General features: G+C 33.7%; 7 protein-coding genes. 3 read left to right on the top strand and 4 right to left on the bottom strand.

Features of this window, described 5'->3' with window-relative positions; translation table 11 throughout:
• Together PHF25_06510 and PHF25_06505 are read right to left on the bottom strand one after the other, a co-directional pair.
• Positions 1–4,512: hypothetical protein (locus tag PHF25_06510; protein ID MDD4527670.1), on the bottom strand; the 4,512-nt coding region annotated here is incomplete at its 3' end.
• A gap of 210 nt (positions 4,513–4,722) precedes the next feature.
• Positions 4,723–5,589, bottom strand: a complete 867-nt coding sequence (locus tag PHF25_06505; GenBank protein ID MDD4527669.1) for a response regulator — start codon at positions 5,587–5,589, stop codon at positions 4,723–4,725.
• 126 nt (positions 5,590–5,715) lie between these two features.
• Between PHF25_06505 and PHF25_06500 the strand changes: the two genes are divergently transcribed.
• The 3 genes from PHF25_06500 (at position 5,716) to PHF25_06490 (ending at position 10,543) form a co-directional block, all read left to right on the top strand.
• Positions 5,716–7,383: an aldehyde dehydrogenase family protein gene (locus PHF25_06500; GenBank protein ID MDD4527668.1), complete on the top strand. Its 1,668-nt coding sequence runs from the start codon at positions 5,716–5,718 to the stop codon at positions 7,381–7,383.
• Positions 7,383–9,440, top strand: coding sequence for an ATP-binding protein (locus tag PHF25_06495; GenBank protein ID MDD4527667.1), 2,058 nt, complete (start codon positions 7,383–7,385; stop codon positions 9,438–9,440). Before PHF25_06500 ends, PHF25_06495 begins: the two co-directional genes overlap by 1 nt.
• A 134-nt stretch (positions 9,441–9,574) precedes the next feature.
• A complete protein-coding gene (locus tag PHF25_06490; protein MDD4527666.1) occupies positions 9,575–10,543 on the top strand; it encodes a LacI family DNA-binding transcriptional regulator in 969 nt (322 codons plus the stop codon).
• Positions 10,544–10,548: 5 nt separating this feature from the next.
• Here the strand turns inward: PHF25_06490 and PHF25_06485 are convergent, their stop codons facing one another.
• Both PHF25_06485 and PHF25_06480 read right to left on the bottom strand, forming a co-directional pair.
• The gene (locus PHF25_06485) at positions 10,549–11,016 is read right to left on the bottom strand and encodes a hypothetical protein (GenBank protein ID MDD4527665.1); all 468 of its coding nucleotides are present in this window, start codon (positions 11,014–11,016) and stop codon (positions 10,549–10,551) included.
• A 37-nt stretch (positions 11,017–11,053) separates the two neighbouring features.
• Entirely contained in the window at positions 11,054–12,649 is a 1,596-nt protein-coding gene (locus tag PHF25_06480) for a peptide chain release factor 3 (protein MDD4527664.1), read from the bottom strand.
• Between the last annotated feature and the right edge of the window lie 182 nt (positions 12,650–12,831).

The following is a 12,831-nucleotide window of genomic DNA, read 5'->3' as shown; positions in this document are numbered from 1 at the left end:
ATAAGCATACACAACTGAATTTCCAGCATTTCTGTAACTCAAGTATCTTTTTAAATCTGGAATTTCTTTGTTAAATAAATCATTATCAGCCATCAGCTCATCAAGCTCAAAGCACCAATCAGCGATGCTATCATTGGAATACGGCAAGGCATCTATCACTGCAAGAGTTGAAATATCTTTAAACAACCCTACAAAACTTGTGGCATCAAAATATGTTTGGGTTATCGTTTTTAAATTTTCGTAATTATTTCCAACTTTTCTAGCAATATTAATAGTATGTTCTGCTGTATTAACCCAGTTATCTCCCCCAACAAGAATCATCTTGTCTTTCACCGGAATCCACTCACCTAGCCCCATCTCTGCTATCTTATTAAAAGACGAAACTTCATACCCCGCTAGATTGACAGGCAACACAAAATGCTCACCAATATAAGCATCTTTATCTGCGCTTGCGTTGGCTAAAGCTTGCATATCAATAAATCGCTGGGTAATAACTCCTTCTGATGTTAAATACCCTTCTCTAATCAAATAGAACCATAATTCTCTTTGAAGCTCTGCTGGTAATTGAGGAGATGAATCAAATAAGCCAGAAGCTTTAATAAAAAAGCCTCCCTCGTTTGATGAGACTTTCTGAATTACTGAAAAATGACTAGGCATGACTATCTTGGACATACGATAGTATATTTCGCCTGGTTCTTGTACGAAAATGGCCTGTCCGGAGTATAGCAACTTGTAAGAACCGACTGTATCTATAAAAATATTGGGCTGACCTGGAATAACCTGAGTATCAAAATAATGTTTTGTCGCTAAATAACTGACAAGACCTGGGTTTTGCCCACTGATTAACTTAGAATAATAGTCAGCGTAACTTAATTTACCATTGGCTGTCACATATTCTGTTAAACGCAAAGAAGAAGAGTAGGTGTTAAGATCCATAACAAATCGATGAAATGCAACCATCTTTTGATAATAAAGATTGTTGAGTAGGACATTTACCTCGGCTTCAGTTTCTGCAATGTTCTGAATTGGGATAAAGATATTTTCTAAAGACTTTCTTAGCTCTAGTGATTTCAAGATGTCCTCGTATCTTGGAGCGACGTATTTTTCTTGCTCGTCCACGTCCCCAGAGAAAGTATCTCTAAAAAGATTGTTTCCTTTATAAAGATTATTCAATCTTAGAAAATCTGTAAGAACGCTTACATTATAACCATTGTTACTAACTCCTTCATCATAACTAGCAAATAAAGCATTAATGTCTATCCTCATATCATTAGCCAGAAAACTGATGTTTTTGACTGCATTATAAATAGCAATAGACGCATAGGAATTAAGTAACCAAGCCTCTCTGTCGGCTACCTCATATCCGCTGTTTTGCAACCAATTTACAGCTAATTCGGCTTGATTTGCTAACTCTGCTTCTAGGTTTGGAATGATATCAGCACTAGCTATATTTCTTAAATGTTGGTCTGCCTCGTCAGCGTTAGGATAATTTTGTTCAACAACCTTTCTATAACGACATAAAGCAATTAGCTCTTCTAATGTAATGTCATGTGTTACTGTTGGAGTTATTGCGTTAATAACCTTAGAGATTTGTTCAACATATACTTGAAGAACCTCAGTCGCCTTATCGTTAGGTTGAATGTTTTCCGAAACAAGTCCATGTTCAAAAATTTCAGTTTTCGCAAAAGCTCGATCTTGCCAGTCTAACTGTTTCCAATCATGTTCTGTCTGACTTAAATCTATTACTTCAGATAGTATTTTATTCGTGCTTTTGTCATACCAGGTCAGCAATAAATTGCCATCCTGCTGTTTGATAACAAAAACTTTGTCCGCATTAACTTGAAACTCCACCTTCAGTTTATATAACTCAGCCGTATGTAAGTTTTTGCGAAGAATTTCTACATAGCCAGCGCCAATATATAGAGGTGAAAATTCTTCATTATCAATGATAACACTTGTTTGCCAAGATCCATTAAAAGAAGACGCAATAACATTCTCTGAAATTTTTTCTCCATATTTATCAAATACAGCTTGCTTGAACTGAGGAGTCTTGTAGTTAATGTTATATAAAACATATTTATCGCCAAACCAACATGGATTATTAATGTGCACACTATACGTTCCTGGCATTAAATTTAAATAATAATCCCCTGATGATCTGAATGTCTGAACACCTTCCCACTGATTATTACTATTTAATCTAGTTAAATTAGCATAATAAGCTGAGTCCCCAGCACTATCCGCATAATGAACAAAAATTCTCTGCGGACACTTTAGCTCAAAATACTTGGTTGTATCTGCTCCATAACTTTTATCAGACAAACCATTATCAGCGTATCCAGTAACATAAGTTATTGCTGTAGTCTCTTCTTCTACACCAACCGCGACAACTTGACTATCATAAATAAAATCCAATTGAGAAAGATTATAATTAGCAGAAGTCATTATCTCTTTTTTAAGATCAGTTAAACCAGAGACATACTTTTCACAAACTAACTCAACAGTAATTTTCCCATTAACAACTTTCCCTAAATTATCCCTTCTATCCCACAAAACTGATAAATTTTGAGTTGGCTCGCCAGAATATATTTTTGTAATTAGTTTTCCACTTGCGTCTAAAATATTAGCTGTTACATAATCTATTTGTTCTGAACCATCAACTAAAGATAAATCTATCTTTAGCTTTTCAGAGTTGTTTTCTTTGGAAATAGCTATATTGGCCTGAACAGTTGAGATAAATTCTAAATATTCAATTAACTGTTCTGGTGATTGAAGCAAATTCTCGTTAACTAGACTCAACAACTGTTGATAGTCAAAAGTAGAAAAATCAATTCCCTCGTCTATCATTTTGACAACAGAATTAATTACAACATCCTCAGCATTGGAGTATGTTTTCTTTTCTGGGACAAACCCTGGAGAGGATTGGTTTACTTTTATAATATTTTGATTCTCAGTAAAAATACTTGCAGCTATTTCTAATGACTTGCCTTGATCCATAAAAGCGAGAATTTTATCAAAGCTTATTTCTGCAGAATAAGTCAAACCTTCTAGAAGATTTAATAAATTAAATAATGTGTCTTGCTCAACATCGCTATAGTCTGACCTCGACTTGTCTAATTTTACCTTTAGCAAGGTCAATCTTTTCTCAAAATCAAAGTTCTTTAAATGTAAACCAATTGATTCCATATCATAGTTATTTAAAACACTATCCAGAGAATTTACATTAAAAATTTCTAAAAAAGTTGAATTTCTAGCGCCATCTAAATATTTCAAAATCTCTAACATTACTAACTTGTTGTCGTTACTATAGACCAAAATACTTTTATCTAAGTGCAACCCATAACTACTAAGTCTTTTGATTACTCCCTTAAACCAAGAAATTTCTGTCAATAAATCCTCCTGAACCGGAAACCTAGCAACCAAATCCGCAAAAGTCATATCTATATCCAGAATCATGCCCTGATTAGCAACTAAACACTGAGCATATTCCATTGTTGCTTGTTCAGGATACTGAGTAGCGTATTCTTCGTACCCAGTAATGCCCATACTATTCAATTTACTAGCCAGGCTAGAAGTAGAAGCTAAAACATCCATAATCGAGAAATAACTGCTCAAATCTGCAGAACCATTATACTTGTCTGGAGTCGGCGCAATACTATTTTCAAACAAACTCAAGGCATAGGCGGAACTAACATTTCTCCAAGGAGTTATACAGCCACGATCAATACCTTTCTGAATATATAAATAAATTAAATTATCCAGAGACCATCTGTCATAACTATTAATCCATTCAAGAGGAACGCCAGTATTTCCTATTGGTTTCATTCTGCCCTCAAAAAGCTTAAGCAAGGCGATACTCAAATTTATATAACTAGTTGTTCTAAACGATCCACTGCTTATGCATGAAGCATCAATACCAACATAAGTAAGCCAACTCTGCAACTCTTCCCAACTCATGTTTTCGGGACTTTTATCATAAGAAACAACTACCCTCTCTGTAACAGGAATTCCTTTGAGCCCTAAATATTTGGAAGCAAACATAGACTTTAACGCATACAAGTTTGAAGTTAAACCCATCTTAGCAAGTTCATAGCTAGTAAAGTGACCAGTAAGCCCATATTGCTCTAACATCTCTTGATACTTATTCTTGCTAATGGATATTACCCTATAAAACTCTTTATCATTGTTAATTGGCTTAGAAATAACTATTTCTTCTACATCTATTCCCGCGATGTTGGTAATTTGTCCGTCAACATCATCCACGGTTAACAATTGACCATAGTCCTGCCATGCATGCAGGTCTTGACTTATCTGTAACTGATAATCATGATTGGAAACACCGTTAATAGCAATGTTAGCAAAATTTTGATGAATTTCCTTAGTGCCGTCAGGTAACTCTCCTTCGACAGGATACGTGAGTTTGGTAAACTCTTTCATTTTCAATAATGGCTGATGCGTACCATCCTTAAACTGTAAACATGCTGATCCATTTAATCTTACTGGCTCGCCCACATTAACCACCTACCTTTTGTTTTATATCCCCCTCCCTTTCACTCCCTTGGTAAATAGAATATCAAATAAAAACCATAACGTCAACTATTATTTTATAAAAATAAATTACGCAGATATTTCTAATCTTTATTTGAAAATATTTATGAATTCCGTGGGAGAGGCGAATGAAGAAAGTCGGAGGGAGTGACTAAAAATAGCCTTTCAAAAGAGTCAGCAAGTATTTCTCAATTCATTTATGCGGTAATTACCACTAAGATAGGCGTTTGTTATCATCTCTTGGTCTTTACCAGCAAAGACTCTTTCTATGGCCAATAACAACTCCTCATAATGCTCAGGTTTTTCCGGCTTAACTATATACCTAACAACTTTACCGGTAACTGGATCTGTTGCAGCAGAAATCTTTCCTATATCTTCATAAGCAGAAAGTATTATTACTGGAATTTGATGAAAAGCACCACTATCCTTAAACATTGACGAGCCTTCTTGTTTCCTAAGTTTTTTCAAAAACTGTAACCCATCCATCTCTGGCATTTTAATGTCCAAAATAATACATTTCACTTTGTTTTCTGCAATACCAAGAAAGCGTTCATTATTCTTCAGAACCCTTAAAGCTTGCTTCCCATTATGAGCCATTTGAGTTAAATATTTTCCAGTTTGCTCAATTCTTTCAGCAATGTTTTTTGCTATCTCCACTTCATCATCCACAACTAAAATAAGTGATCTAACTGTTTGTTTAGCCTCCAAAGTCCCGCACCAAACATCTAACCAAAAAATTCTAAATCTGGAATATGCCCTGAAGGGACCTATGAAAAGCCCAACAATAGCCGCTAACAGACAAATCAGACAAGAAACATAGAAATAAAAAAATTTAAAAACAAACTTTGTTAGCACAAATTTAAACTTATTTTGCTCTAGTACCACAACAAACACTTTCTTTAATTTTTCGTATCCCCAGACTAGCCCACCAGTAAAACCGATAAGCAAACCGTAGAGTGTTAGCAAAAATAAAATTACAGGAGAAAAAATAATTGAAAAAATTACAAAACCAAATTTATGTTTGTTGAACAAATTTAACATATTATTTTTATTTTATTCTTTTTTACGAATTATTCCAATACTTCTAATCTTCTTTAGTAGCATATGAAAGAATTCATGGTTTATGATATAATCAAAATTAGGGTGGTCGTCAAACTAGGGGGTTGCATGAAAAATAAAGTTTCAATTACACAAGAATCTACTTCTAATAAACCTATCCAAGTAATTATTACAAACCCAGACATCCAAATAATAGAAAAAAAAGACACTAAAACGTCAATTAACGAATACCTTCTTTTTATTAATGGAAAAGATATTAAAACAAATATTGTGGACTATTCTATTGATGCTGATACCTTAATTAAAAACCCACTGCAAACGATTAAATCAGTAAGTTTACTTAAAAAAAAATTAATAAAAGAATCCGCAATTGCAGACGCAATTATCGGAAAATACTATCTAGCAGAAGAAACCCATATTTATGCTGCTTTTGACTCGGCACGGAGCTCTTATGAAGAATTCAAAAATTATAGTGTTGAACAAAGAGCACTAATACTAAAAAATGTAAAAAAAGAACTCATTAATAATAAAGATGAATTCATTTCCTTAATAATCAAAGAAGGTCATCCATATAAATTAGCTGTTTGGGAATACGAAAACATGATCAGCGGTGTTTCCAATGAAAACATTCAATTTTATATTGAGTTACTTAAAAAAGAAGTAACTATTAACAAAGAGAAAATCATCTTTTACAGAAAACCTGATGGGGTAATCCTGGTGATTCCACCAAGAAACGCACCGGCAAGTAATTCTTTTTTAGCAATTTCTGCATTAATTACAGGAAACACCTTAGTAATTAAACCACCTCAAAAACTACCAATATCAACGGTCTTCTTATGGAGAAATATTGTTGTGCCGGCAATAATAAAAGCAGGATTCTCTCCTTCCATTATTAATATTATTCAAGGCAATTCCAGCATCATTCTGAACAAAGCACTTGCCTCAGACAAAATTAGCACTATTTTCAATTTTGGAGAAAGCAGCAGGTGCATAGAATTAGGGAAAAAAATTTATGAAGCAAACAAAAAACCAATTTTAGAATTGTCAGGAAACGACATTTTTACAGTCTTCCCTGATGCAAAAATTACTAACGAACTTATTGACTCAGCCTTAGAATGTTTTTTAGGGTCTACCCAAATATGCATGGTTCCAAAGTTATTTTTTGTTCATGAAAATATCTATGATGAATTTGTTGAAAAAATCTTATTAAATATCCAAAAAGTTAAACCTGGATTACCTTCAAACAAAGACACCTGGTTAAGCCCTGTTGGCAAAGTCAAAGATTACTTTAAATACTTAGAAGATGCTCAACAAAAAGGGGCAAAGGTGCTAATCGGCGGAAATTTATTAAATTACAAAGGTGAGCTTGATAAAAAGGGAATGTTTATTCAACCAACAGTATTAGCAATCACTGATTATAAAGAAATATCAACCTTTATGCTTTTTGAAAAAGAAATATTTTTCCCATTAATGCCTATAATTAAATTCGGCTCAAACAATCAATCAGAAGACGACACAAATTTCATGATTGACACTATAAATGCTCACAAATACGGTCTAAGGACTTCCTTTTGGACAAACAATAAAAAAATTATTTCAAAATTAGTACAAAATATTGTTAATTCTGGAACCATTCGAATCAACTCACGACACATTGGCATATCTCCCTACCTATCATCACATGGAGGCACGAGCCTCTCTGGCGGAGCTTATGGAGAAATGAACTATATGTGTTTGCGTGCTTCTCATATGCAAGGGATAAGCATTACTGAGTAATGTTCAATTCTCAATACAATTTCATATTTCTTCTACCTTTAATTATTAGCTCACTTTTACTTTTGTTCTTTTCGCTATTTGTTTTAAACTCAGACAAAAAAAGTCTACAACATATACTTTTTTCATGTCTTTCCGCATCAACTGGACTATGGTTTTTTTCCTTTATTTTTATGTATAGCGCTATTAATCAAACAAATGCACATTTTTTTGCCAAATTAGGGTATTCTTGGATTATCTTAATTCCTTTATTCTTAAGCGGATATACTAACTCCTATGTTGGGAAAAAAATAACTTCTACATGGATCAAAATATCCATGCTTATTAGTGTGTTTTTCTTATTAATAAATACCTTTAGCAACTCACTTATCTCTGGTGTTTATCAATACCAATGGGGCTTTTACCCGAAAGCAGGGATACTGCTATCCTTCTTTATTGTTTTTTTTATTGTTTCCTTCTGCTTCTCTTTCATAGAATTCATTAATTTTTACAAAAAACAATCCTCTAATAATTCTATATATTTGTTCCTTGCTTTTTTTATTGCCTTGCTTGGTGGAGTAGATTATTTTGCAAATTATGGTATAAATATCTACCCTCTTGGATATTTCTTCGCAACAAGTTGCATTGCAATCGTTGCCTACGCCATACTAAAACATGAATTAATGGACATCCGCTTAGCTGTTACAAAAACCTTTTCTTATCTCATCAGCATTTCTTTACTATGCGTCTCTTTCTTGTTCCCTCTTTTACTCATAAACCATAAACTTTTACTTCTTGTAATAACAATTACTTTATCAGTGTTCTGGGCATTCTATTTTCGACCACTTGCTAGTTTCCTAATAACTACAACTAAACGTAAATTCATTAAGGGCTACTACGAGCCGGCTAAAGTGCTTTTAACCATCTCCGACATGCTAGTCAGCAAAACGGACCGAGAAAGTATCTTCTTTAATGTTCTAAATACTCTAGACGAAGCGCTGGAACTTGAGCAAAGCTCTTTTATAGTTGCAGTTAGAGACAAGGATAATAAATTACAAGGATACAAACTACTAAACGAAGAAAATTCAGATTTAACAGAATTATCCACAGCAAGTCCTTTGATTGCTTTCTTCAAAGCTAACCAATCAATTTATAAGATTGAAAACCTAGAAGATGAACTAAGAACCCTCTTGCTAGAGATGAATTATACCAAGAACTCATTAGTATTCCCTCTGCATTCACCAGAACTGTTGGAAGGGATACTGCTTCTTGGTAAAAGAAGCTCGGGCAAAGACTATAAAGAAGAAGACATTAGTTTCCTTAAACAACTTCGTGCCATCCTGACTTCTGCCTTTTATAAACTTACTCCCTATGAAAAAATAGAAAAAAACTTTCTAGGCACCCAAAAGAAACTCTATGATGCTGAACGTAATCTTGCTCGCACAGAACGCATTGCCTCACTTGCTAACCTTATCCAAGAATATAATCATGAAATCAAAACCCCTTTAGCTGTACTCGTAGGAATTCTGGATAACTCCGATCTACCAGAGGATAAAAAGAAAAAAGCTTTTGCTCAGACCTCTCGTATTGGAGATATTGTTAGAACTACGCTACGCTTATCTTCCAACCAAGAAGGAGAAAGAGAGAGCTTAAATATTAATGAAGTGATAAAACAAGCACTAGACATTCTGCCACTTAGTGGCGTTTCTATAAAAAAACAACTAAACGAAACTCCTAACATCTCCGGTCACTCAGATGATTTACAAATCATGATTACTAACCTGATGCAAAACGCCAGAGAAGCTATGCCTGAAGGAGGCGACTTAACTATTAAAACTTCTTCTGAGGTAAACACTGTTATTATCAGCATAAATGACACAGGCTGTGGCATTTCAAAAGAAATACAAGACAAAATCTTTGAACCTTTTTTCTCTACTCATGTCACAAAAGGTAGAGGCTTAGGACTTTCTATTGTTTTTCGTGTAGTCAGAGAACATTTAGGAACAATAGAATTTAAAAGCGAAACAGGCAAAGGGACGACTTTCACGATAAAGTTACCAATGATTCCACTTACCAGCTAAGAAGTGAATTGTGAAAAACGAACCACTCCCACATTTACTAGCATCTGACATATCTAGAAAGTAATTAATAATAATTTGGGATTTTTTTCATTAACTGTCGATATATTTAATATAAGATATTTTAAGGAGTGCGTATGAGAACTTTAAAAGAAATAGCCAGTCTTTGCAATGTTTCCGAAAGCACAGTTTCCTTAGCTTTAAACAAACCTTATAAAATCTCAGAACCAGTTAGAACAAAGATATATACACTTATACAAAAAAAGGGATATTCCAAACTTACAAATAAAATTCAAAATTTTGGTATACTTGTTTCTAATCTTTCGCAGATGTTTTCCAATGAATTTTACGGAGAAGTTATTGAAGGGATTCTTGGTGCTGCAACAGAGGCTAATTTGCAAACGAGATTTATGATAGATTTAGACATGGATTATTATAGTATACATAATTTACAAGGATTTATTTTTCTTGGCAAACAACCAGATGAATATTATGCCAAGTTGATTAAATATCGAGTTCCGCTAGTAGCTTGTGGCTCCCCTCCTAACGAAGATATCCCTGTTACATCAGTCTACATTGAACGTGAGGAAGTTGGCGGAATGCTTGCCAATTATTTGGTAAGTTGTGGACATAAAAATATTGCGGTGCTTTTAGGTGATCACCCAAATGAGTACATCAATACAGAATTTTTAAGAGGAATTATTAAAAACAACCCTTATTTTAACGAAAACATGGTTTTCGTTGCAGACTATGATAATTACGATACAGTAGAAATTGTAGTCAACCAAATTATGTCTCATTCCCCACATATTACAGCCGTTATTTGTGGTAATGATCTTCTTGCTTATTATTTTTATAGATTTGTGGAAAGATACGGATTAAGTATCCCAGCAGACATCTCGATTACTGGATTTGATGCTATTAAATTTCCAAGATTTGTTAATAACCCTAACCCTATTCTTACCACTGCTGCAGGTGACAAAAGATTACTTGGCAAAAAAGCACTGGAACTCTTGAAGGATAGATACTTAGATTTACTTGGCTGTCAGCAATATGTCAAAATACCGAGCTCACTTGTCATTGGTGGTTCGGTTGGGAGAGTTTAGTTTCTTTAAAAGGCACTATGTTTGTGATAAGAAAGATTAGCAAAATATCCTTGTATATAGATGTATGAATAAATAAAAACTAGAAGAAATCTGACGATATTTATTCCCTGTATTTCCAGATGAATATAGCTAGATATCAGATAGTAAATAAGTATAGACAAGGAAGCTACTTTCTTTTTATAAAATATCCCTACACACAAAAAAGCAGGAATTATTGCGTCCATAATATACAGATTCATTAATATTGGCTTAATGTTTTGAAAGATGTCATAAAGAATAAATGTGGTTTTTGATAAAACATACAAACCAGTTGCAACTAAAGAAATATTTATTCTTTTTTCAGCTTTTAAAATTTGGTTTTCAGCTTCCTTTTTCATTGTATTAATTTCTTCAATTAAGATCGACTTAGGAATGCTTTTTTCTGGTGAATCCTCAATAAAAGAAATTAATTCTTTAAAGTCAATTATCTGCATATTTATATAATATAGTTATATTGAGTAAAGTCAAAAATTAAATTTTATCTTTTTCTTTACATTCAGATGTTTTAAAGAAATTAACTTTAGGATAAAGCTCTTTTAAATGGTCTACTTCCCAAGTGCCCCGAAAAAAGTAAACAGGATTAATTTCATGATCCATGGCTACATATTGTTTGTTTTCATAAATAAATTTATCAAGGTCTTCTTGTTCGGTAGCTTGTATCCAATAAGCAAATGCGATGTTGTATGGCAAATAATTACAATCTGCTCCGTATTCGTTTTGTAAGCGGAACTTAACAACATCAAATTGCAATTCTCCTACTGCCCCTAAAACTAGTTGGTTATCAATAACCTGTTTAAAAAGTTGAATAGCTCCTTCTTCTAGTAATTGAGTTAGTCCTTTGGTGAGTTGTTTATTTTTTAGTGCATTTTTTACTATTACTTTTTTAAATAATTCTGGTGAGAAGTTTGGTATACCAGTAAAGTTTATAAGTTCCCCCTCAGTGAAAGAGTCTCCAATTTTAATGAGTCCAGTGTCGTGTATACCGATAATGTCTCCAGGGAAGGCCTCTTCTGTTATTGCTCTATCTTGAGCCATAAAAATTAACGGATTGGATATTTTTATTTCCCTCTTTAGTCTGTGGCTAAAGAGCTTCATGCCTCGGGTAAACACGCCTGAGTTGATTCTCATAAAGGCTATCCTGTCTCTGTGTTTGGGGTCCATGTTCGCATGTATTTTAAAGATAAGACCAGTTACTTTTTTCTCATTAGGATCAACCGTTCTCTCAATGGCTGGAGATGGTTGAGGTGCAGGAGCAATACTAATCATTGCTTCCAATAAATCAAGAACTCCAAAATTATTGATTGCACTGCCAAAGTATACAGGTGTTTGTAATCCATCTTTGTATAAAGGAAGATAAAATTTGTCTACTGCTCCTTCAATTATTTCTAAATCTTCGGTTAGTTTTCTGTGATCATTCTCGCTTATTAAATCAATGAAATTTTTAGAATTAATATTGTTTACATCAATAGGCATAAAGCTTTTGCTTGTGGAATCAAATCTTAAATATTGTTTTTTGTATATATTGTAAATACCCTTAAATGTTTTCCCCATGCTTATTGGCCAGGTCATCGGCGTAGCTTGTATATCAAGTTCCTTCTCTATATTATCTATTAAGTCGAAAGGATTCATTCCTTCTCTGTCCAATTTATTAATAAAGGTTATTACTGGAATATCGCGCTGTTTACAGACCTCCATTAATTTTCTAGTTCTAGATTCTACCCCTTTAACTGAGTCGATCATCATCAGGACTGAATCTACTGCAGATAATGTTCGATAGGTATCTTCACTGAAGTCTGCGTGTCCAGGAGTATCTAGCAGATTGATAATGTGATTATTATATTCAAAACACATCACGGAAGTAGAAACAGAGACTCCTCTTTCTTTCTCTAGCTCCATCCAATCAGAAGTTGTATATTTTGCTGCTTTTTTTGCTTTTACTGCACCAGCTTGTTGAATGGCTCCACCAAAAAGAAGAAGCTTTTCTGTGATTGTTGTTTTTCCTGCGTCAGGATGGCTGATAATAGCAAATGTTCTTCTGCGGTTTATTTCTGCTTCTAAGGATTTCATAGCTATGGAATTGTATTATGTATATAACAATTTGTAAAATACTCTCAGTCTAGTGCTGTCAACGCAAAGTAGAAATGTCACCCTTTCTCCAAAGTAGAAATGTCCCTTTTATTAAAATCAAGCAAGTTGTTTTTTCATTAACATAAGTTTATATGAGCGTTGTTTGTATGGGTGAGAATTGG

It is taken from the genome of Candidatus Margulisiibacteriota bacterium (assembly GCA_028706105.1).
In the GTDB taxonomy this organism is placed as follows: Bacteria; Margulisbacteria; Riflemargulisbacteria; order GWF2-35-9; family DYQY01; genus DYQY01.
The sequence above is the reverse complement of the archived record's forward strand: the minus strand, read 5'-3'. Positions and strand labels throughout refer to the sequence as shown.

Excerpts from the sequence above, each read along its gene's own strand:
- PHF25_06505 (MDD4527669.1), bottom strand. The coding sequence starts at position 5,589 with ATGTTAAATTTGTTCAACAAACATAAATTTGGTTTTGTAATTTTTTCA.
- PHF25_06500 (MDD4527668.1), top strand. The coding sequence starts at position 5,716 with ATGAAAAATAAAGTTTCAATTACACAAGAATCTACTTCTAATAAACCT.
- PHF25_06495 (MDD4527667.1), top strand. The coding sequence starts at position 7,383 with ATGTTCAATTCTCAATACAATTTCATATTTCTTCTACCTTTAATTATT.
- PHF25_06490 (MDD4527666.1), top strand. The coding sequence starts at position 9,575 with ATGAGAACTTTAAAAGAAATAGCCAGTCTTTGCAATGTTTCCGAAAGC.
- PHF25_06485 (MDD4527665.1), bottom strand. The coding sequence starts at position 11,016 with ATGCAGATAATTGACTTTAAAGAATTAATTTCTTTTATTGAGGATTCA.
- PHF25_06480 (MDD4527664.1), bottom strand. The coding sequence starts at position 12,649 with ATGAAATCCTTAGAAGCAGAAATAAACCGCAGAAGAACATTTGCTATT.